The organism is Xanthomonas hortorum pv. pelargonii, from assembly GCF_024499015.1.
GTDB classification, from domain to species: Bacteria; Pseudomonadota; Gammaproteobacteria; order Xanthomonadales; family Xanthomonadaceae; genus Xanthomonas; species Xanthomonas hortorum_B.
Genome location: NZ_CP098604.1, coordinates 4,956,617 through 4,977,484, shown reverse-complemented (window position 1 = coordinate 4,977,484; position 20,868 = coordinate 4,956,617). Strand labels below are relative to the sequence as shown.

Here is a 20,868-nt window from a genome sequence, read left to right as displayed (position 1 = left end):
CTCCTCCCCTACCCCCGGCGGGTGCTGATCGCCGGCGCCAAGTTCGGCGAGATGTACCTCAACGCCTTCCTGCGGGACCAGCCCGGCCTGGAGCTGGCGGGCCTGCTGGCAACCGGCAGTGCACGCGCGCAGCAGTTGGCGCATGCCTTCGGGATTCCGCTGTACACCGCCATCGAACAACTCCCCGACGACATCGACATCGCCTGCGTGGTGGTGCGCTCCACCGTGGTGGGCGGCACCGGGACAGCGCTGGCCGAGGCCTTTCTGCGCCGCGGGATGCACGTGATCCAGGAGCACCCCATGCACCCGGACGACGCCGCACGCCTGCAGGCACTGGCGCATGCGCAAGGCCGGGCCTACTGGATCAACAGTTACTACGCGCATACCCCGGCCGGCGCGTGCTGGATCGATCGGGCGCGCCGCGTGCGCCAGTTGCTGGACGGTGAGGCGGCGCATTTCGCCCAGCTGACTACCAGCCGGCAACTGCTGTATTCGTCGCTGGACCTGTTGCTGCAGGCCTGCCAGGTCTCTGGCAGCGCTGAAGACGTCGCTGTCGAAGCCACCGCCGACCAGGATCGGGCCTTCCGGCTGCTGCGGTTGAATCTGGGGCAGTGCCAGGCGTCGCTGCGCCTGCAGACCTATCTGGACCCGCAGGATCCGGACCTGCACAGCCTGGTCATGCACCAGCTCACGCTGGGCTGGCCGTCCGGTTATCTGTCGCTGGAAGCCAGTCACGGACCGGTGCTGTGGACAGCGGCGCTGTACGACCCACACCACCACGACAGCGACCGCAGTCTGTACCAGCGCGCGCACGACCAGGACGAGGATCCATTCGCGCGCCCCGCCACCCAGGTACTGCACCCGGCGCCGCCGGATTGGCGGCACAGCCTCGAGATCGACGGCCCCACCGGCGTGGGCCGGGTGCTGCAGCTGCTGGGTCAGCATCTGGATGGCGCTGCGCTGCCGCCGGCGTTCGATCCGGCTTACCAACTCGCCCTGGCCACTTTGTGGCAACAGGTGCTGCGCTGCGCCGGCCCCGCCCACGCGCGCAGCCTGCCCGCGCCGCGTCTGCTCGACCTGCGCGACCCGGCCACGCCGGGCCACGCCGAACCGATCGCGGCTCGATGACCCACGGCGGCAGGCTGCGCACCCTGGTGACCGGGCCGGACCCGGCGCTGCACGTGGTGCTGTGCCCGTTCGCCGGCGGCAGCGGCGCGGCCTTCCGCAGCTGGCACGGCATCGACGCAGGCGCGCTGCAGGTGTCCCTGGCGATCTATCCCGGCCGCGACCATCGCCTGCACGAGGCGTGCAGCACGGACATCGGTACGCTCGCCGCCGACCTGGTCGCAGCGCTTGTCGAAGCACAGATCGCCCCGCAGCGCGCAGTGCTCGCCGGCCACAGCATGGGGGCTCAGGTCGCGTTCGAGGCCTGTGCGCTGCTGGAACGGCAGGGGAATCGCCGGCCGGCCTGGCGCTGTCCGGTTGCCACGCGCCCCACCTACGCGGGCGACGGCTGCTCAGCCCATTGGACGACCGCACCTTCCTGACGCAGTTGGTCGACATCGGCGGCTGCAGCGCCGAGTTGCTGGCCGAGCCTGCACTGATGGCGCTGTTCCTGCCCATGCTGCGCGCCGACTTCCGCGCTACCGAACGTTATCACCGCCCCGCTTCATCGGACCGGCAGCGCCTGCGCACGCCCGCCTTGCTGATTCACGGCAGCAACGACGCCGAAGCCGATCACAGCGAGGTTGCGGCGTGGGCGCAGTGGCTACACGAGGCCGACGGCCCGGTCTGCATCGCCGGCGACCACTTCTACGCCACCCGGCGGCCACGGGCCTTCCTGAGCCATCTGGCGCGCCGCTTCGCATTCCACTCCACAGGCGTGACCCACGCCAGGTGACTCCATGAACGCACTCAGCAGCAACCCGCTTGCAGACGCCACCTCGGCCTGCGGCCCGTCCGACCCGCATCCCGCGCTGGGCGAATGCCTGCGCCGCTGGGCACATCTGCATGCGTCCCGCACCGCGTTGGTGGACGAAGACAGCCGGATCTCGTTCGCCGACCTGGACCGCCGCGTGGACCGGCTGGCCGCAGGCCTGCATGCGTTGGGACTGCGCAGCGGCGACCGCGCGATGCTGCAACTGCCCAACGGCATGGGATTTGTCACGGTCTGCTTCGCGCTGCTGCGCCTGGGCGTGATTCCAGTGCTGGCGATGCCCACCCAACGCGCGCACGACATCGACGCGCTGTGCCGCCTGGCCGAACCGGCAGCCTATTTCGTGCCGGACCAGGTCGGCGGTTTCGACTACCGGCCGCTGGCCGCGCAGATGGCGCAGGCGCACACCTGCCTGCGCGCGGTGGTCATCGATGGCGAGCCCGGCCCACAGGCTCCCGGCACCTACGCGCTCGCCAGCCTGGATGACGAACCACGGCCATGGCCGGTTCCTGCGCCTGGCGACACCGCGCTGCTGTTGCTCTCGGGCGGGACCACCGGCGTGCCCAAGCTGATTGCGCGCACCCATCGCGACTACGCCTACAACTTCAGCGCCTCGGCCGAGCTATGCGGGCTGGACGAGACCACAGTGTATCTGGCCGTGCTGCCGATCGCGCATAACTTCACCCTGGCCTGCCCCGGCATCCTCGGCACGCTGGCGCGCGGCGGCACCGTGGTGCTGTCGTGCAGTGCCAGCTGCGACGAGGCGATGCCGTTGATCGAACGCGAACGCGTCACCCATGTGGCGCTGGTACCGCCGCTGGCGCAGTTGTGGGTGCAGGCCCGCGACTGGGAGGACAGCGACCTGTCCAGTCTGCGCCTGGTCCAGATCGGCGGCTCGCGGCTGGAACCGGCACTGGCACGGCGCGTCCCCGACGCACTGGGCCCGCTGCAACAGGTGTTCGGCATGGCCGAAGGCCTGCTGTGCTACACCCGGCTAGACGATCCGGCCGACACCATCCTGCACACCCAGGGACGGCCGCTGTCACCGCAGGACCAGATCCGTATCGTCGACGAGCACGAGCAACAGGTGCCGCCGGGCAAGGTGGGGCAACTGCTCACCCGCGGCCCCTACACCATCGGCAGCTATTACCGCGCCACCGAACAGCATGCCAGCAGCTTCACCCGCGATGGCTACTACCGCACCGGCGATTTGGTGCGCCAGGATCCGGCCGGCAACCTGATCGTGGAAGGCCGCATCAAGGAGCAGATCCAGCGCGGCGGCGAGAAGATCTCCACCGCCGAGGTCGAGTGCGCACTCGGCCAGCTTGCCGGTGTGGGGGCAGCGGTGGTCGTGGGGGTACCCGACGCCGTGCTGGGCGAGCGAATCTGCGCCTTCGTGCAGCCGAACGACAGCGGCATCGATACCGCCAGCCTGCGCCAGGCGCTGCGCGCGCAAGGCCTGAGCGCCTTCAAACTGCCCGACCAAGCGGAAACGATCGCAGCCTGGCCACTGACCCCGGTGGGCAAGATCGACAAGCAGCGGCTGATCGCAATCGCCCAGGAGCGGCGCGCCAGCGCATCCGCAGCATCACCGCCGCCCGCCGCGCGCTACGCCGAACGCCGCATTGCAGTGACTACCCCGCCACTGGAGCTGGCCACGCGGCTGGCCGCCACTGTGGAGTCGCAGCACTACACGCTGTACGAACGCGGCGACGAATGCAGCATCGGCCTGGATGCGGTAATGCAGGTGGTGATCGAGCCGGACGGAACCGTGCGCCGCAGCGACGCTACGCTCGGCCCGGCGTCCTCGCCGTGCGCGGGCGTCGCCCAGGCGCTCGCCGGGATTCCGTTCGAAGGCTGGCGCGCCTATGGCCGCGCCGATTTCGAATTGGCCCACCTGCTGCATGGCCTTGGCGGCAGCCAGGGCAGCCGGCCATTGCTCACCTTGTCCATTCCCCGCGCCGAAATCCGCTTGCGCCCCGGCCAGGCGCTGCTGCGTGCACTGGATTCGACCGATCTGGATGACCTGCAAGCGCGCGTGGTCGCCCAGGATGCCGCCAGCGAGCCGGCGGCGGGCCAACCTGTCCAGATCGGTGTGGACACGCACGCAGGCGAGGAGCACCTCTACAAGCAGCACGTCGCCGCTGCCCTTGCCGAGATGCATGCGCATGCCTACCAGAAGGTCATTCTGTCGCGCACCGTCGAAGCGCCGGCAGACCTCGATATGGTGGCCAGCTATCTGGCAGGCCGTCGCTGCAACACGCCGGCGCGCTCCTTTCTGCTGCGCGACGGCGACTTCCAGGCCTATGGATTCAGCCCCGAGACGGTGGTGGAAATCGACGCCCTGGGCCGGGTCTCCACTCAACCGCTGGCCGGCACCAGCGCACTGTGCGGCGATTCGGCAGAGAACGAACGGCTACGCCGCGAGCTGCTTGCCGACCCCAAGGAAATCGCCGAACACGCCGTCTCGGTGAAGCTCGCCTTGCAGGAAATGGCGTCCATCTGCAGCCCCGACTCTCTGGGCGTAAGCGAGTTTATGGAGGTCTCTTGCCGAGGCAGTGTGCAACACCTCGCCTCGCGGGTCAGCGGCCGGCTGGCATCGGGCCGCGATGCCTGGAGTGCCTTCGAGACGCTGTTCCCGGCGGTGACCGCATCCGGCATTCCCAAACGCGAGGCGCTGGACAGCATCCGACGCCACGAACCGGCGCCGCGCGGGCTCTACAGCGGCTGCGTCCTGCTGGTCGATAGCGACGGCGCGATGGACGCCGCACTGGTCCTGCGCGCGGTTTACCGACACGGCGAGCGCTGCTGGCTGCAGGCCGGCGCCGGCCTGGTGCCCTCCTCCACGCCGGAACGGGAATGGACGGAAACCTGCGAAAAACTGGCCTCGGTAGCTTGCCATCTACGCCGACGTCCCCTCCCCGACGCCGCCGACTGACATCCCCTGCACCTCGCTAAGCACGACCCCGCCAGCACGACCTTGCACAAACGCCTGCCTCCCACGTCGATCGCCGCACATCACCGCTCACCAGGAGCCCCCATGACAGACAACCTCGCCGCATCCCAGGACGCGTACACCCAGTCCGCCGAGTGGTACGACATCCTGTCCGAGCAACATTGGACAGCGCGCCACGCGTCGGTGTCCGGTGCCCTGCGCGCCGCCTGCCCCGACGCACGCGTCGTGCTCGACATCGGCACAGGCACCGGCATGGCGCTCAAGCTCATCGCCGACGCCTTGCCACTGGCCGACATCCACGCCATAGAACCCTCGGCCTCGATGCGCGTAGGGCTGATGGCGCGCATCCTTGCCGACGCCCAACTGCGCCGCCGGGTCACCGTGACCCCCGCCGACATCGCCCAGGCCCCGTTGCCTGCCAGCATCGATGTGGCGCTGGCATGCGGGTGCATCGGCTTCTTCGACCCGCCCACGCGGCGCGCGCTCTGGCCACGACTGGCGGCAGCGCTGGCACCGGCAGGCGTGGTGCTGGTGGACGTGATGCCGCTGGACCGGCCGCAATCCATCCCCGAGTCGCAGGTGGCCGACGTCCAGGTGGGACGGCACCGTTACCAGATCTGGCTCAGCGGGCAACCCGCCGGAGCGGACCCGGAGCTCATCCGCTGGCGGACGCGCTTCGGTCAAAGCGACGGCGCTACACAACTCCGCAGCTTTGCGATCGAGCGCGAGTGGCGGGCGTTCGGCCTGGACACCGTAGTGGACGAAGCCGCTGCAGCCGGCTTCACCGCCGAGCGGCTGACCGACAGCCCGGTTCCCGCTGCGCTGCTACGGCTGGCATAGGCATGCGGTCATGCCTTGACCGATGGTGCGGACGCCGTCGGCAACGCGCTCGCGCGATCCGGCACGCGTTGCGCTCGCTACAGACCTGAAGCGCGGTCGCGCGCGGGGAATTCCTGCGAGGCAAGTGCGCTGTCGACAACCATTAACCGTGACGGACATCAATTGTTATGTTAAAACATAACATTACCTTCACTTGGCGACTGCGTCCCGACACCGACTGCATCAATGACCATCAACCCCCTGTGCCGCGGACCGACACCTTGTCCGCGTCAGTGAAAGTGCCGGCGTTCCACCGCATGCCAAGGCGGATCGGCACGCGACGGCGGCACTCCGGCGCTGCGCCTGTGATCGCCCACCGGCACTGACGGTACCGGCCTCTGCGGGCACTGGAGGCTGCGAGGGACTCGCATCCCTGCGCCACCGGCGATGCAACGACACACGACCGCCCGGCTGGCGCAGCACCAAACCGGATCGACATCGCCTGCGTCTGCGCGTCGCAGCACGTCGCCGGCGCTGCGTTTTTCCCACATTTACGGCACCTCACATTCAAGGCACTGGACGCGCATGACCGCCACCTCCGGCTTACTGATCGAAGGCTTGACCAAAACCTACCGCAACGGCGTCCACGCGCTCGCCGGGGTGGACCTGCATGTGCAATCTGGCATGTATGGGCTGCTCGGGCCCAACGGTGCCGGCAAAAGCAGCCTGATGCGCACCTTGGCCACCTTGCAAACCCCCGACAGCGGCCGGATTCAGCTGGATGGTGTGGACGTGCTCGCAGACCCTGACCACCTGCGCCGCCGCCTGGGCTATCTGCCGCAGCAGATTGGCGCCTATCCCGGCATGTCCGCGCGCACGCTGCTGGATCGGTTCGCCTGGCTCAAGGGACGCACCGACCGAGGCGAGCGCCGCGACGAGGTGCACGGCCTGCTGGAGAAGGTCAATCTGGCCCAGGTCGCCGACCGCGAGGTCGCCAGCTATTCCGGCGGGATGCTGCGCCGCTTCGGCATCGCACTGGCACTGGTGGGCGCGCCACGTCTGCTGATCGTCGACGAACCGACCGCCGGGCTGGATCCGGCCGAGCGCAATCGCTTCCACCATGTCCTGGCCGAGGTGGCGGCCGACGCCATCGTGCTGCTGTCCACCCACATCGTCGAGGACGTGGAAAACCTCTGCCGGCGCCTGGCGATCCTGGCGGCCGGACGCATCGTCGCCGAAGGCACCCCGGACGCGCTGATAGCGCCCTATCGCGGTCGCCTGTGGCACTGCGTGGTGCCGCGCGGTCAGCCATTGCCGCCCCATCTGCATGCCACCGCCAGCCCCGAGGGCTCACGCGTGATCGCACTGGCGCAGCAGGCGCCGGATCCACGCTTCGTGCCGCACCTGCCGCGCCTGGAAGACGTGTATTACGCCGCGTTGGCGCAGGCGCATGCCAACGTCGCGGAGGCGGCATGAGCGCAGCGCAGCTGCTGCAGGAAGCGCGCGCGGAGCTGCGCGCCGGGCTGCGCAGCGGCATTGTCGGCCTGGTTTTCGTCGGCCTGGCCGGCTATCTGCTGATGTGCCTGACCAATGCCGACTACGTGCAACAGATGGGCGGCACCGACATTCCGCGCAACGCTCCCAGCCTGATCTACCTGATGTCCACCGGCTGCATGTTCTTCCTGTTCTTCGCCTGGGCCTGGGTGTTTGCGCAACCGCTGCTGCGCGACCGCCAGGCCGATCTGCATGAAGTGGTGTTGTCGCTGCCGATCTGCCTGCCGGCCTTGCTGTGGGGACGCTTCATTGGCGCCGCACTGGTCGGCGCGCTGCTGGCCAGTGCGTTGATCGTGGGTTTCATCGCCGCCCCGGTGCTGGGCTGGCTGGGCCTGGTGCCAGCCGGTTCGATCGCTGCCCTGCCATGGCGCGCATTGCTGTTCGCCTGGGGCTGGCTGTTGCTGCCGGCCGGCACCGGCATCGGCGCGCTGTACTACCTGATCACCCTGCGCACCCGCAGCGTGGCCGGCGCCTTCGGTCTGTCGGCGCTGTTGATGCTGCTGTGGATGTTCGCGGTGGTGGTGCTCAAAGGCGGCGACATCAATCCGCTGCTGGCGGCAGTGCTGGATCCGTCGCTGTTCACCTTTGCGCATACCCGCATCGAGGCCTGGACGCCCCTGCAGAAATCCACCGCGTTGCTGCCGATGACGCCGGGGTTCCCTGCTCAACCGCGCGGTCTGGGGTGTACTGCCGCTGGCGCTGCTGGCCTGGGCACTGCATGGCGTCCGACGCGAATCGCTGGTGCTGGAGACGGCGGCACCGCGTGCTGCCGTGCCCGCCGCGGCGGCCATCCAGATGCTGGCCGTGCAGCGGTCACTGGCGCCGGTTGCTGCGTCGCACTGGGGGATCGCGCTGTGGCTGGAAACGTATTGGCAGCTACGGCAACTCGCACGCAGCCGTGGCTGGTGGGCCGGCATGACCGTCCTGGCCGCCATGTGCGTACTCAGCGCATTCGTCCACGGCATCTGGCATGCCGACGGCCCGCTGCTGCCACGACCGGACCTGCTGCTGCCGCTGCTCAAGGACGCCACCTATCTGGTGATCGCGTTCCTGATCGCCGCCTTGGTCGGCTGGGTCTGGCGACGCGACCAGGTGGATGGTTTCGACAGCATGTTCGATGCGCTCCCTGCGCCAATCTGGCTACGCCCGTTCGCGCGCGCCTTGGCGGTGATCGCCACGACCGTGCTGCTGTCGCTGCTGCCGGGTGCCGCCGCCGTGCTGGTCACCGCGCTCGCCTTGCCTGCGGCCCTGGACCTGAGCGATGCCCTGCTCTATCAGTTGCTGGTGATGGCGCCGCCGCTGCTCGAGCTGGGCCTATTGAGCTTTCTGGTGCATGCGCTGTGCCGCCGGGCCGGTGTCGCCTACAGCCTGTCGATGCTGCTGACCTTCATCCTGGTGGTGAACCATGAGCTGGGGATGGCGGATTACCCGCTGTACCAGGTCGGCATTCCGGTCCATCTGCAGCTGTCGGGGCTGAGCGGCTGGGCGCCCTGGCGCGCGTATCTGCTCGCCCTGGACGGCTACAAGCTGGCGCTGGGCGCACTGTTGGTCGCCGCTGCGGTGCTGGTGCTGCCACGCGGCGTCGATAGCCGGTTGCGCCAGCGCGCCGGGCAGCTCTGCAACCGCTTGCGCGGACCGGGGGCGTGCTCGCCAGCGTTGCGCTGGTCGGTCTGCTGGGGCTGGGCACGCTGCTGAATGCCCAGCTGATCGGCCATGGCGGCTATCGGCCGTTGGCGCTCATCCAGCGCGAGGACGCCGCCTGGGAACGGCGCTGGCTGGCCGAAGCAGGTGCTTACAAGGTCGCGGGCGGCGACCTGCGCCTGCAGCTCGATCCAGCCGCCGAGCGCCTGCAGGGAGAGTGGACGCTGCACGGCGTACGGGCCGCTAGCGGCAACCTGCATGCCGAACTGCCGAACGGATTCGCGCTGCAGCGCGCCACGGTCGACGGCCGCAGCGTGAGCGCGGAGGTCGCCTATGCGCATCTGGTCGTGCCGCTCGGCACCTGCGCCACCCGTGCCGCCGGTTGTACGGTACGACTGCGGTGGTCGCTCGCGCCCAACGGATGGTCGGCCGACGGCCAGCCGCCATGGCTGGGTCACGCCGGCTTCTGGTTACGTGCGCAGGACGCTGCACCGCGGCTTGGGCTGGATCCGGATCGGGTGCTCAGAAGCGCCGGCGATCGGCGTCGCTACGGCCTGGGTGAGGCTGTCGTCCTGCCGCCCGATGCCGCATCGGTGGCCAGCGACGCGATCGCCCCGAGCGGGACATGGCATTGGTCGTTGCAACGTGGCGGCACCGACTCCACTGCCGGCACACATGGCCAGACGCAGGGTCCATTGACGTTCGCAGTGGCATGGGCGGCTGATCCGCACCAGACCCTGGGGGTCCAGTGCGGATCGCCCACGACCGCCACCTGGCCGACAGCGCACCCGGTATCGGCGCCGACGTGCAGGCCATGCAGGCCTGCGTGCAGCGGCGGCTGGGACACGTCGGCGTGGTGCAGGAGATCGCGCAGTGGCCGCGCGGCCTGGGCGAACCACGTCTGCTCGGCACCACCCTGGTGCTGCCGGAAGCGCCAAGCTGGGACGTGGCCGATCTAGGCGTTGGCCGCTCGCTGCGGCGCGCGCGCATTGCCTCGGCACTGGCGCGGCAAGCCCTGGCCAACGCAGCCGATCTGCGGCAGGGCCGCAGCGCCGTTTGGCTGGGCGACGGCGTGGCCGGTGCGCTCGGCCTGCTGTGTGTCGGCGATGTCGATGGGCTGGCCGCCCTGCAGCAGGCACTGATCCGCGCCTCGGGCACCACCGCACGCGTGCTGGCCGACAGCGATGTCCCGGTCGACGCCTTGAGCCTGGCGCGCAGTTCCGGCTGGGCGCAGCACTACGCCGCATTGGCGGCGTTGGACTGGACCGCGCGCCAGCGCCCGCAGGATTTCGACACGTTAACCCGCCAGCTCGCCGCACGGGTGCCGTTGGCCGATGCACTGGCCGCACACGCCGGGCCGCAGGCCGCCGCAGAACAACTGGGCGCACCGCTGGCTTCGCAGCTGTCACTGCATCGCGATCGCGCCGGCACCCGCATCGACGCCAGCCGCTGGCGCTGGCACGGCGGCGGCTGGAAACGTGCAACCGACAGCCTCCCGCATTACCGCCTGCTCACGCGTCACCACGGCGTCGTGCGGTTGCAGGCCGCGCCATCCAGCTACCCGCGCTATCCACCCGACAGCGACGGACTGCTGCTCGACGCCTGGCCGTCCTATCAGCGCAACCCGCAACAGGTGCTGCTGCATCCCGACGCGGCCAACGCGCCACCGCCCTGATTCCGCGATGCCAGCCAACCGTGGCGCTGCAGCAGCGCCAGCCCCCTCTCCTCCCCGCCTTTGCCCATCCAAGGATTCTCCATGCCGTCCACCGTATTGCTTGCCGCTAGCGGCAGATCGCGTTACTGCGCCGACGCGCTCGCCGTGGCCATCGTCATTGCCCTGTTGCCGGTAGCCGCGCTGGCCGACTCCGGCTCCGGCTCAGTTAACGACGATGCCAAACAGGCCACCGACCTGCCCACCGTCACCGTCAGTGCCCGGCTGGCCGACGAAAGCGCCAAGGATGTGCCGTTCGGCCTCAGCGTGACGCGTCGCAGCGATATCGAGGCCGGGCGTCTGCTCAACATCAAGGAGGTGCTGCGCAACACGCCCGGCGTGGACGTGAGCTCCTACGGCGGCAGCAACGACGGCAATGTCCGCATCCGCGGCGTCGGCTCGCTCAATCAGGTCAGCATAGACGACGGCTCGGTTGTATTGAATGTCGATGGCGTGGCGATCTCGATGCGCCACGCCTCGTTGGCGACCTTCGATGTCGAGCAGGTCGAAGTACTCAAGGGGCCGCAAGGCACCTTGTTCGGCCGCAACAGCGAAGCCGGCGCCATCAATGTCACCAGTCGCCGGCCAACCCGCGAACGCGAAGGCTATGTGCGCGTGGAAGCCGGCGAGCAGGGCCAGCAGTTGCAGGAAGCCGCGCTTGGCGGCGCGCTGTCCGAGCATCTTTCCGGGCGCATCGCGGTGCGTCACAGCGGCTACGACGCCTGGGTGGATAACGCACAGGACGGCCGCCCACTGGTCGAACCCAGAGAAACCGCGCTGCGCGGCAGCCTGCTATGGGACCTTGCCGACAGCACCAAGGCGCTGCTGATTCTCGAAGGCCAGAATACCCGCCATGAGGTGGCGCAGGAGGTGCTGCGTCCGTTCGGCGAGCAGCCCAGCCTGGACCTGACGCCCGGCGTGTTCGATGGCAACCGCAAGCAAATGCGGCGCTACTCGCTGCAGATCGACCATGACCTCGACAACAGCCGTATCACTTCGATCACCGCACATACCAGCGCCGATTTCACCGGCGGCAGGGGTACGACCGCCGCCTCACCCAGGCCCTGTTCGGCTCGGCGTTCGAGTATCTGGCCACCGACGTCTCCGAAGAACGCGTCAACAGCCAGGACCTGCGTTGGTCCTCGCTGCCGCAGGCGCAGGTGTTCTGGGTAACCGGGGTGAACCTGCTGCACTCGCAGCGCAGTTTCGACTCGCTGTTTGCAAGCACCGGCAACCAGCAGCAGCGCGACTTCGGCACCGACAGCTATGCGCTGTACGGCGAAGCCACGCTGCCCTTGGGTGAGGCGTTCAAGCTTACCGGGGGTTGCGCTACTCGCGCGATCGCAAGACCTATCGCGGGCTGTATCGCGTCAGCGGCAGCGCTGTCGGCGACAGCCGCCGGGTTGGCGACGATTACCTGACCGGCCGCACCGCGCTGTCCTACGCCTGGACCGACACCACCAACGTGTATGCGGTGTACGCACGCGGCTACAAATCGCAAGGGTTCAACGACTACGCGACCCAGCCGATCGACAGCCGGCCCTATCGCGCCGCCACGGTGAACAGCAGCGAGATCGGGTTCAAGCATGCCTCCGCAGACCTACGTTTCTCGCTGGACGGCGCGGTGTACCTTAACCAGGTCAGTGACGACCATCTGCTTGGCTATGACGTCGCGACGCTGGCGGTCAGCACGGTCAATGCGGACACCCGCAGCAAGGGCGCCGAACTGCAGGGCAACTGGCATCTGCCGAGCGGCTGGACGCTCGGCGCCGGCCTCAGCTACATCGATGCCAACATCACCAGTACCGCCGTTGGCGTCTCCGGTGGCGATGTCGCCGCCGGCAACCGTGTCTCCGATGTTCCGCACCTGAGCGGCAACCTCAGTCTTGCCTACCACCGCGAGCTGGCCCAGTTCTGGGGCCTGGCGGCGCCCGCGCTGAATGCACGTCTGGGCTACCGCGGCGTCGGCAATCGCCCGGCCAATCCACAGAACAACTTCGAACTGGCCGGTTACCAGAAAATCGACCTGCGCATCGGCCTGGAAAACGGCAATGCCGAGCTGTATGCCTGGGCCGACAATCTCGGCGACGATCGCTACGACCTCTACGGCAACTACGCTGCTCCAGGCGTCATCACCGGCCTGCCGGCGCGCGGCCGCACGCTGGGCCTGGGGTTCCAATACGCTTTCTGAGCGCAGGCCTCTTACCGATCGATTCTGGGATTTGAGGCACTTGGCTCGCTCCATCCACACGCAGTGCCTGCGGGAGTGCCGCGCAGCACGAACGTGGCACAAGCGCCCAGATCCTCAAGCAGCGCGTCGTGCTCGCTACGCTGGCGCTAGCCGTCAGCGCTTGACGTGCATGGCGCGCCGGCGCGGGCATCCTGCGTGCCAGTCGGGTCCCTACGCCACCACACGGGGCCGCACATTGCGCTCGATCTCGCTGCGGTTGGGCAAGGTCTTCAGATCGTGGGTGGCCCGTAGCGCCAGCCAGGACGCCGCATCGCCACCGAAGTGGCGTGCAAGCCGTGCCGCGGTGTCGGCGCTGATGGCACGCTCGCCGTGCACGATGCTGTGGATGCGCGTTGCCGGTACATCCAGCGCCCGCGCCAGGCCGTTGATGGTCAACCCCAATGGCAGCATGAAGTCTTTCCGCAGAATCTCGCCGGGATGGATGGCGCGCAGTTTGTTCGTGGGCCGCATGGCAACACCTCAGTGATAATCGACAATCTCAACGTGTTCTGGGCCGGCGTCAGTCCAGACAACGCACACCCGCCATTGGTCATTGATGCGGCTGCTGTGCTGACCTGCGCGCGTACCTGCCAACAGCTCAAGCCGGTTGCCCGGCGGGCTGCGCAAGAACTCCAGCGTCTGCGCCGAACCCAGCAATTGCAGCTTCCGTTCGGCTACAGCTTGCATGTACAGGAATTGCCAGGCTAGCGCCTTCGAGTAGTGATGCGCCTAATGCGCGCGGTTACTGTTCCCTTCTCCCATCGGGAGAAGGTGGCGCGTAGCGCCGGATGAGGGTACGTCTGCTGCAATGACATTGGCCAACCGTACTCTCACCCCAACCCCTCTCCCGCAGGAGAGGGGCTTCAGGCAACTTCGTCGTTACCGCGTTCAGCACTTTTCGAAGTCACAGCAACAACGTACCGAGGCGGTAGCGTGGCTGGGGATTGGCGGAGAGCGGCACACGGATGTGCCGCGCGGCGAGTCAGACAGGATGTCTGACCGAGCCGAGGAGCCGATCCCCGGCCGCGCTGGCGCCGCTTACCGAAGCCGGCGACTCGCAGGCGAGGGCCTGGTCGTACCCTGAAAAACCGTACCCTCACCCCAACCCCCGCTCCGCGCCCCGGCCCGCGCTTGCGGCGCGGGCGCTCCAAGGCACGCGCGCCCATGCCGCGCAAGCTGTGCCTTCTCGCCCCGGCGGGAGAGGGGCTTTAAGCCAGCAGGAAATGGGCCTTCAGCCCAAAACGACAACTTTCTGGCGCTTCAACCAAGCGCGCCTATCAAGTCCGCCGCGCTTGGGCCGATATCGCTTCCATGGACAGACTCAGCATTATCGGACTGCTACTTGCGATCGTGGCGATCGTGGGCGGCAGCGTATTGAAAGGCGCCGGTATTTCGTCGCTGTGGTCGCCTGCTGCCTTCCTGATCGTGATCGTCGGTACCGTGGCGGCGATTTTGCTGCACACCTCCCCGGCAGTTTTCCGCCGCGCCTTCAAGATCCTGCGTTGGGTGATCCAGCCGCCGGCCAGCGACCGCCCACAGTTGCTGGCGCGCATCGTCGAATGGAGCAACATCGCCCGTCGCCAGGGCCTGCTGGGCCTGGAAGACCAACTCCCGCGCCAGGACGACGCGTTCCTGCGCAAAGGCCTGCAGATGCTGGTCGATGGCGTGGAGCCCGAATCCATGCGGCATATGCTCGAGATCGAAGTGGACAACCAGGAGCGCCAGGATCTTGCCGCCGCCAAGGTGTTCGAAGGCATGGGCATCTACGCGCCCACGCTTGGCATCATCGGCGCGGTGCTCGGCCTGATGGCGGTGATGAAGAATCTGGCCGACCCGGCCATGCTCGGCCACGGCATCGCGGCCGCGTTCACCGCCACCATCTACGGCATCGCCTCGGCCAACCTGCTGTTTCTCCCGGTCGCCGCCAAGCTCAAGAGCGTGATCCATTGCAGTACCAACGAGCGCGAAATGGCGATCGAAGGCTTGATTGCGATCGCCCAGGGCGAGAACCCGCGCAACATCGAATCGAAATTGGCCGGATACTTGCATTAAGCCCGTCATGGCCCGCCGTCGCAAACATCACGAAGAACATGGCAACCACGAAGCGTGGGCGATTCCGTATGCCGATCTGATGACGCTGCTGCTGGCGTTCTTCGTGGTGATGTACGCCATCTCCTCGCTCAACGAGGGCAAGTACAAGGTCATGGCGCAGGCCTTGACCACCGCGTTCGGTGGCTCGTCCAATGCGGCCAGCCCGGTGCAGATCGGCAAGACCCAGACCCTGGGGGCGGACTACGACCGCCCGTCGGTGATCAAGGCCGGCGCACCGATGGCGGCTTCCAACGGCCCCACCGACCCCACCCTGCTGCCATCGATGGCCGCGCAGATGCGCATGCCGGTGTCGCTGCGCAACCAGGCGCAACTGGCGCGTGCGCAGCGGCAGATGGATGCGGTGGCCGCGCAACTGAGCAAGACGCTGGCGCCGCTGATCGACAAGAAACTCATCACCATCCGCCGCAACGATCTGTGGATCGAAGTGGAGATCAACAGCGACATTCTGTTCGGCACCGGCTCGGCCGCATTGGCCGGCACTGCCCGCGACACGCTGTCCACCCTCGCCTCGGTGCTGCGCGATGCGCCCAACGGCGTGCGCGTGGAGGGCTATACCGATAACCAGCCGATCGCCACCGCACAGTTTCCCCTCTAACTGGGAGCTGTCGGCCGCGCGTGCCGCCAGCGTGGTGCACCTGTTTGCCGACGACGGTGTCGCCCCGCAGCGATTGGCGATGGTGGGCTATGGAGAATTCCGCGCACGTGCCGATAACAGCACTGAGGCGGGACGGAATGCGAACCGGCGTGTGGTGTTGATCATCCTCGCTGATTCGGCTGGCTCACTCGCACCCGATCCGCCATCGCAGATGCATGCGACCGCCGCCGGGGCGCCGAAGCTTCCCAAGTCTGACGGCGGCCAAACGGCCGTCACCACCGAAAGCGGCACAAGTTCCGTCCCCGCCGTAATTCAAGGAGTGCAGTGAGATGCGTATCTGGGCAATCGCCAACCAAAAGGGCGGCGTGGGCAAGACCACCACGACGCTGGCACTGGGTCGCGGCCTGGCCGCGCTCGGCCACCGGGTGCTGTTGGTCGACCTCGATCCGCACTCCTCGCTGACCCGCGCGTTCGGCGTGGCGGTGGACCCGCCGCCGCGCGGGGTACTGGACCTGTTCGGCACCCCGCCGAGCGATCTGGCCAGCCTGTTGCACGAAAGCAGCATCCCTGGCCTGTCCTATGTGTGCGCGCAAGCGGCACTGGCCACGCTGGAACGTCGCAGCGCCAATCAGCCCGGTCTGGGCCTGGCCCTGCAGAACGCCATGACCCGCCACGCCGGCCAGCACGACTACATCCTGCTGGACTGCCCGCCCACCCTTGGCCTGCTGATGATCAATGCCCTGGCCGCCTGCGACCGTGTGGTGGTGCCGACCCAGGCCGAGCCACTCGCCCTGCATGGCCTGGCCAGCATGGTGCGCACCGCCGACATGGTGCAGCGCTCGCGTCGCCGCCCGTTGCCGGTGTCGATCCTGCCGACCTTGTTCGACCGCCGCACCCGCGCCGGCACCGACACCCTCAAGGAAATGCAGGCCACCTATGGCGCCGTGGTCTGGGAAGACGCGGTGCCGGTGGATACCCGTATCTGTAACGCCGCTGCGCTGACCGTTCCCGCTACCGGCGGCGACTATCAGGGTCGTGGCCTGTCTGCTTATCGCCGCGCGCTGGAATGGGTGCTGGCCGATGACGCGATGCCCATGGAGCAAGCCGCATGAGCAACCACACCGCCAACGGTGAGCTCGACGATTATCTGGAAGGCCTGCTGCACGATGCCGGCGTGGAGATCCCCGCTGCCGTGACTGCCGCTGCTGTCACCGCTGCGGTGGCGACTGCCGACATCGCCGCGGGACCGGTGCTTGCCGACACCGATGCAGACGTCGCGCTGGCAGAGCCACCTGTGCAGGCCGTCGCTGTGCCGGAAGCGATCACCCCCGTGCTCAGCGCCGAAGCGATTGCCGCCGATTTCCTCGCCGAAATGGACGCCGACCCCGCCTTCGGTCCACCGGTCGTCGCCGCGCCGAGCGCTGCAGACATCGCTGCCGATTTCCTCGCCGAAATGGATGCCGACCCGGCCTTCGGCCCGCCGGTCGTCGCCGCGCCGAGCGCTGCAGACATCGCCGCCGATTTCCTGGCCGAGATGGATGCCGACCCGGCCTTCGGCCCGCCGGTCGTTGCCGCGCCGAGCGCTGCAGACATCGCCGCCGATTTCCTGGCCGAGATGGATGCCGACCCCGCCTTCGCCACCTCAGCGCCCAGCCCGTTCATGAGCACGGCCGATCTGATGGCCGAAATGGACGCAGACCCGGCCTTCGGCACCGCCGCCTCCAGTGCCGATCTGTTGTCGGAGATGGATGCGGACCCGGCCTTCGGTCTTGCCGCACCAGCCGCACCGGCACCTGCGCGCCCTGCGCAAGCGCCGATCGCACCGCACCGCGCGCCGCCGCCATCAATCTATCCGCAAGGCCTTGAAGCGCTGCTCGCACCCGGCCAGGCCGAACGCATCCATGCCGAACGGCGCGCGGCCGAACGCAGTACGCGTTGGCTGCGCCTGCGCTGCGGCGAACAGACGTATGCACTCGAATTGCTCAAGGTGCAGGAAGTGGTCTTGCCGGTGCCCCTGCTGCCATTGCGCGGCACCCCCAGCGCGATGCTCGGCATCATGAATCTGCGTGGCCAGGTGGTGCCGGTGATGGATCTGGGTATCCATCTTGGTGCATCGGCGGTGGACATGGATCTGCACACCCGCGTGGTGGTGCTGGAAGAAAACGGCGAAACCATGGGTCTGCGCGTGTCGGCGGTGGAAGACGTCACCAGCCTCACCGATCAGCAGATCGAGCCGCCGGACAACGCACGCCTGTGCCGCATCTCCAACAACCTGTTCCGCGGCGTCGCGCGCCTGGGCCATCAGCCGATGATCCTGCTCGATGCCAGCCATCTGCTGCACTGATGCGCCGCATAGCTGACGCGCACATGCACGCACACAGATTCAACGTTAAAGCTTTCCCGCCCCCCGCCGTTAGTACGCATAGAACCGTCCGTTCGGAGCAACGATGAGTACAGTGACATTGGGTGAGGATCTCGGCATCGAGACCAGCACCGACCTCAAGCAAAAGCTAGCCGCAGTCCTCGCGGAGGATGGCGATCTGGTGCTTGACGCCGGTGAAGTCCGCCGCATCCACACCGCCAGCGTGCAGTTGCTCTGCGCCTTCGTGCAGGCCCGCCGCCAGGCCGGGTTGAACACCGAGTTCGATGGCTGCAACGACACTTTTAGAGATGCGGCCCGTCTGCTCGGCGTCACCGACGCGCTCGGACTTTCCGCATCCAATGACAACCTGAAATCTGTGGAGAACGCCGCATGAGCGCACGTATCTTGGTGGTGGACGATTCGGCGTCAATGCGCCAGATGGTCTCTTTCGCCCTCACCTCTGCCGGCTTTGCCGTCGAAGAAGCCGAAGACGGCGCCGTTGCGCTGGGCCGCGCGAAGGGCCAGCGCTTCAACGCGGTGGTCACCGACGTGAACATGCCCAACATGGACGGCATTTCGCTGATTCGCGAACTGCGCCAGCTGCCGGACTACAAGTTCACCCCGATGCTGATGCTCACCACCGAATCGGCGGCCGACAAGAAATCCGAAGGCAAAGCTGCCGGTGCCACCGGCTGGCTGGTCAAGCCGTTCAATCCAGAACAGCTGATCGCCACCGTCCAGAAAGTTCTGGGTTAATTCTCTCTCGCTTCACCATCGGATTTCGCACCCATGAGCATGGACCTGCAACGTTTCCACGCCACCTTTTTCGAGGAAAGCCGTGAAGGGCTCGACGCGATGGAGGCCGGGCTGCTGTCCCTTGAAGAGGGCAACCGCGACCCGGAAATCATCAACTCGGTGTTCCGCGCTGCGCACTCGATCAAGGGTGGCGCTGCCACTTTCGGTTTCGAGGCCGTCGCCGGCCTGACCCACGTGCTGGAGACGCTGCTGGACGAACTGCGCTCCAACAAGCGCCAGCTCGCACCCAATGCGGTCGATGCCATGCTCGGCTCGGTCGACGTGCTGCGCGCCCTGCTGCGCGAAGCCGAACACGGCACCCCGGCCGACCCGGCTGCGGTCAAGGCCGTGCACACCCGCTTGAACGCGGTGCTGGCTGGCGAAGCACCGGTGGCTGCGGTCGTTGCCAAGCCGAAGGAAGAAGAACCCGAAGCCTGGCACATCGGCTTTACCCCGGCGCCGTCGCTGTTCATGAGCGGCAACGACCCGCTGCGCATCATCCGCGAGCTCGAGCACCTGGGCCCGCTGCAGATTGCCGCCCGTCTTGAGCGCATGCCGGGCTTTGAAAACATCGATCCGCTGGAAGCCTACCTGGCCTGGGATCTGGGCCTGATCGGCAAGATTCCGCGCAGCAAGATCGAAGACACCTTTGCCTGGGTGGTGGACGATTGCGAGCTGGACATCCGCCCGATGGCCGTGCCCGGCCCGCCGCCGAGCCTGGCGGTCGACGCGGCTGACACTGCCGCCGTCGCGGTTGCAGCAACCGCCGCTGCAGAACCTGCCGCCGCCGTTGCCACGCCTGCCAAGGCCGCCGCTGCCGAAGCCGAAAGCTCCATCCGCGTCAGCGTCGACAAGGTCGATGCGCTGATCAACCTGGTCGGCGAACTGGTCATTACGCAGGCCATGCTCAAGCAGGTCTCCACCGGCCTAGACCCGGCGCATGCCGAACAGTTGTTTGCCGGTCTGGATCTGCTCGAACGCAACACCCGCGATCTGCAGGAAGCAGTCATCGGCGTGCGCATGCTGCCCGTCGATGCGGTGTTCCGCCGCTTCCCGCGTCTGGTGCGCGACCTCTCCAGCCGCCTCGGCAAGCAGGTGCGTCTGCGCACGATTGGCGAAAGCACCGAGTTGGACAAGGGGCTGATCGAAAAGATCGCCGATCCGTTGGTGCATCTGGTGCGCAACTCGATCGACCATGGTCTGGAAATGCCCGATGCGCGCCGCGCCTCCGGCAAGGACGAGACCGGCACCATCACCCTGGCGGCATCGCACCAGGGCGGTCACATCGTGATCGAAGTCAGCGACGACGGCCGTGGCCTCAATCGCGCCAAGATCCTGGAAAAAGCGGCCGAACGCGGCATCGCCGTGCCGGACAACCCGACCGATGCGCAGGTGTGGGATCTGATCTTCGCACCTGGCTTCTCCACCGCTGACGCAGTCACCGATCTGTCCGGTCGTGGCGTGGGCATGGACGTGGTTCGCCGCAACATCCAGGGCCTGGGTGGCGAAGTGCAGCTGGAAAGCAACGCCGGCAGCGGGACCCGCGTGCTGATCCGTCTGCCGCTGACCCTGGCCATCCTGGACGGCATGACCGTGTCGGTCGCCGGCGAAACCCTGATCCTGCCGCTGTCCTACGTGCTCGAAGCGCTGCAGCCGGCACCGGAAGATGTCCGCTCGATGGCGGGCGACGGCCGGGTACTGCGGGTGCGTGGCGAATATCTGCCGATCCTGTCGCTCACCAATTACTACGGTTTCGGCGGGCAACAGTCCTCCAAGGAATCGCTGGTGGTGGTGGTCGAAGGCGACGGCCAGAAGATCGCGCTGGAAGTGGACGAATTGCTCGGCCAGCAGCAGGTCGTGGTCAAGAACATCGAAAACAACTATCGCCGTATCCCGGGCGTCTCCGGCGCCACCATCCTCGGCGATGGACGGGTCTCGCTGATCGTGGACATCGGTGGCCTGGTGCGTTCGTTGAAAGTGCCGCAGGCGGCGTAAGACGCAAAGCCGCAGAAGAAGGCACTAAGAGCGGCTAACAAAACCTAGCGAGCGCCTGTCAGTGACTGCAGTGGTTTTGTCGGCCGTCTCTTGGTGGATGCAGTCAGAAGTCCAGATCAAACACTGAGTGGGTCGAATGCGCGGTGCCCTCACCGCACCAGA

Annotated in this window: 18 protein-coding genes and 2 pseudogenes; 17 read left to right on the top strand and 3 right to left on the bottom strand. The window is 67.4% G+C overall.

All coding sequences use genetic code 11. The features are described 5' to 3' along the window. Nucleotides 1-21 precede the first annotated feature (21 nt). The 5 genes and pseudogenes from NDY25_RS21260 (at nt 22) to NDY25_RS21230 (ending at nt 7,187) form a co-directional block, all read left to right on the top strand. On the top strand, nt 22-1,128 hold the full coding sequence (locus NDY25_RS21260) for a Gfo/Idh/MocA family oxidoreductase (protein WP_256627667.1): 1,107 nt from the start codon (nt 22-24) through the stop codon (nt 1,126-1,128). After that, nucleotides 1,125-1,900 (top strand): annotated as a pseudogene (locus NDY25_RS23250) (thioesterase II family protein). Before NDY25_RS21260 ends, NDY25_RS23250 begins: the two are co-directional and overlap by 4 nt. Before the next feature lie 4 nt (nt 1,901-1,904). Further along, nucleotides 1,905-4,874, top strand: coding sequence for a salicylate synthase (locus tag NDY25_RS22870; protein WP_168958826.1), 2,970 nt, complete (start codon nt 1,905-1,907; stop codon nt 4,872-4,874). Nucleotides 4,875-4,976: 102 nt separating this feature from the next. Further along, entirely contained in the window at nt 4,977-5,732 is a 756-nt protein-coding gene (locus NDY25_RS21235) for a class I SAM-dependent methyltransferase (protein ID WP_168958825.1), read from the top strand. A 564-nt stretch (nt 5,733-6,296) separates the two neighbouring features. After that, a complete protein-coding gene (locus NDY25_RS21230) occupies nt 6,297-7,187 on the top strand; it encodes an ABC transporter ATP-binding protein (RefSeq protein WP_168958824.1) in 891 nt (296 codons plus the stop codon). Here NDY25_RS21230 and NDY25_RS21225 read toward each other — a convergent pair. Beyond that, nucleotides 7,139-7,858 carry a hypothetical protein gene (locus NDY25_RS21225; RefSeq protein ID WP_256627665.1) on the bottom strand — a complete coding sequence of 240 codons (720 nt, stop codon included), beginning with the start codon at nt 7,856-7,858 and terminating at the stop codon, nt 7,139-7,141. The genes NDY25_RS21230 and NDY25_RS21225 overlap by 49 nt on opposite strands. A gap of 148 nt (nt 7,859-8,006) precedes the next feature. Between NDY25_RS21225 and NDY25_RS21220 the strand changes: the two genes are divergently transcribed. The 5 genes from NDY25_RS21220 to NDY25_RS21200 all read left to right on the top strand — a co-directional run bounded on the left by NDY25_RS21220 (nt 8,007) and on the right by NDY25_RS21200 (nt 12,808). Beyond that, nucleotides 8,007-8,960, top strand: a complete 954-nt coding sequence (locus tag NDY25_RS21220) for a hypothetical protein (protein ID WP_256627664.1) — start codon at nt 8,007-8,009, stop codon at nt 8,958-8,960. Between the two features lie 694 nt (nt 8,961-9,654). After that, nucleotides 9,655-10,581, top strand: coding sequence for a hypothetical protein (locus NDY25_RS21215; protein ID WP_256627663.1), 927 nt, complete (start codon nt 9,655-9,657; stop codon nt 10,579-10,581). An 81-nt stretch (nt 10,582-10,662) separates the two neighbouring features. After that, nucleotides 10,663-11,790, top strand: coding sequence for a TonB-dependent receptor (locus NDY25_RS21210; RefSeq protein WP_256627662.1), 1,128 nt, complete (start codon nt 10,663-10,665; stop codon nt 11,788-11,790). A 5-nt stretch (nt 11,791-11,795) separates the two neighbouring features. Next, complete coding sequence (locus NDY25_RS21205; protein WP_256627661.1) at nt 11,796-12,038, top strand: hypothetical protein; 243 nt, start codon at nt 11,796-11,798, stop codon at nt 12,036-12,038. Beyond that, nucleotides 11,942-12,808 (top strand): TonB-dependent receptor domain-containing protein, encoded by an 867-nt coding sequence (locus tag NDY25_RS21200; RefSeq protein ID WP_256627660.1) that lies wholly within the window; start codon nt 11,942-11,944, stop codon nt 12,806-12,808. Before NDY25_RS21205 ends, NDY25_RS21200 begins: the two co-directional genes overlap by 97 nt. Before the next feature lie 210 nt (nt 12,809-13,018). Here NDY25_RS21200 and NDY25_RS21195 read toward each other — a convergent pair whose 3' ends face one another. Together NDY25_RS21195 and NDY25_RS21190 are read right to left on the bottom strand one after the other, a co-directional pair. Then, entirely contained in the window at nt 13,019-13,318 is a 300-nt protein-coding gene (locus tag NDY25_RS21195; protein ID WP_168958821.1) for a HigA family addiction module antitoxin, read from the bottom strand. Nucleotides 13,319-13,327: 9 nt separating this feature from the next. After that, on the bottom strand, nt 13,328-13,534 hold the full coding sequence (locus NDY25_RS21190; protein ID WP_168958820.1) for a type II toxin-antitoxin system RelE/ParE family toxin: 207 nt from the start codon (nt 13,532-13,534) through the stop codon (nt 13,328-13,330). Nucleotides 13,535-14,158: 624 nt separating this feature from the next. Between NDY25_RS21190 and NDY25_RS21185 the strand changes: the two genes are divergently transcribed. The 7 genes and pseudogenes from NDY25_RS21185 to NDY25_RS21155 all read left to right on the top strand — a co-directional run bounded on the left by NDY25_RS21185 (nt 14,159) and on the right by NDY25_RS21155 (nt 20,706). Further along, entirely contained in the window at nt 14,159-14,899 is a 741-nt protein-coding gene (locus NDY25_RS21185; protein WP_006452732.1) for a flagellar motor protein, read from the top strand. A 7-nt stretch (nt 14,900-14,906) separates the two neighbouring features. Beyond that, nucleotides 14,907-15,882: pseudogene (gene motD, locus NDY25_RS21180) on the top strand (flagellar motor protein MotD). Between the two features lies 1 nt (nt 15,883). Beyond that, nucleotides 15,884-16,666: a ParA family protein gene (locus NDY25_RS21175; RefSeq protein WP_006452730.1), complete on the top strand. Its 783-nt coding sequence runs from the start codon at nt 15,884-15,886 to the stop codon at nt 16,664-16,666. Continuing rightward, complete coding sequence (locus NDY25_RS21170) at nt 16,663-17,898, top strand: chemotaxis protein CheW (RefSeq protein WP_168958819.1); 1,236 nt, start codon at nt 16,663-16,665, stop codon at nt 17,896-17,898. The genes NDY25_RS21175 and NDY25_RS21170 overlap by 4 nt, the downstream gene beginning before the upstream one ends. A 103-nt stretch (nt 17,899-18,001) precedes the next feature. Next, entirely contained in the window at nt 18,002-18,310 is a 309-nt protein-coding gene (locus NDY25_RS21165) for an STAS domain-containing protein (protein ID WP_023903904.1), read from the top strand. Further along, complete coding sequence (locus NDY25_RS21160) at nt 18,307-18,672, top strand: response regulator (protein WP_002806565.1); 366 nt, start codon at nt 18,307-18,309, stop codon at nt 18,670-18,672. Before NDY25_RS21165 ends, NDY25_RS21160 begins: the two co-directional genes overlap by 4 nt. 33 nt (nt 18,673-18,705) lie before the next feature. Continuing rightward, nucleotides 18,706-20,706: a chemotaxis protein CheA gene (locus tag NDY25_RS21155; protein WP_168958818.1), complete on the top strand. Its 2,001-nt coding sequence runs from the start codon at nt 18,706-18,708 to the stop codon at nt 20,704-20,706. Nucleotides 20,707-20,868: the final 162 nt, after the last annotated feature.

Bases quoted from the DNA above. Each gene is read 5' to 3' on its own strand.
- NDY25_RS22870 (WP_168958826.1), top strand. From the start codon at position 1,905: ATGAACGCACTCAGCAGCAACCCGCTTGCAGACGCCACCTCGGCCTGC.
- NDY25_RS21235 (WP_168958825.1), top strand. From the start codon at position 4,977: ATGACAGACAACCTCGCCGCATCCCAGGACGCGTACACCCAGTCCGCC.
- NDY25_RS21230 (WP_168958824.1), top strand. From the start codon at position 6,297: ATGACCGCCACCTCCGGCTTACTGATCGAAGGCTTGACCAAAACCTAC.
- NDY25_RS21225 (WP_256627665.1), bottom strand. From the start codon at position 7,858: ATGCGCAAAGGTGAACAGCGACGGATCCAGCACTGCCGCCAGCAGCGG.
- NDY25_RS21210 (WP_256627662.1), top strand. From the start codon at position 10,663: ATGCCGTCCACCGTATTGCTTGCCGCTAGCGGCAGATCGCGTTACTGC.
- NDY25_RS21195 (WP_168958821.1), bottom strand. From the start codon at position 13,318: ATGCGGCCCACGAACAAACTGCGCGCCATCCATCCCGGCGAGATTCTG.
- NDY25_RS21190 (WP_168958820.1), bottom strand. From the start codon at position 13,534: ATGCAAGCTGTAGCCGAACGGAAGCTGCAATTGCTGGGTTCGGCGCAG.
- NDY25_RS21185 (WP_006452732.1), top strand. From the start codon at position 14,159: ATGGACAGACTCAGCATTATCGGACTGCTACTTGCGATCGTGGCGATC.
- NDY25_RS21175 (WP_006452730.1), top strand. From the start codon at position 15,884: ATGCGTATCTGGGCAATCGCCAACCAAAAGGGCGGCGTGGGCAAGACC.
- NDY25_RS21170 (WP_168958819.1), top strand. From the start codon at position 16,663: ATGAGCAACCACACCGCCAACGGTGAGCTCGACGATTATCTGGAAGGC.
- NDY25_RS21165 (WP_023903904.1), top strand. From the start codon at position 18,002: ATGAGTACAGTGACATTGGGTGAGGATCTCGGCATCGAGACCAGCACC.
- NDY25_RS21160 (WP_002806565.1), top strand. From the start codon at position 18,307: ATGAGCGCACGTATCTTGGTGGTGGACGATTCGGCGTCAATGCGCCAG.
- NDY25_RS21155 (WP_168958818.1), top strand. From the start codon at position 18,706: ATGAGCATGGACCTGCAACGTTTCCACGCCACCTTTTTCGAGGAAAGC.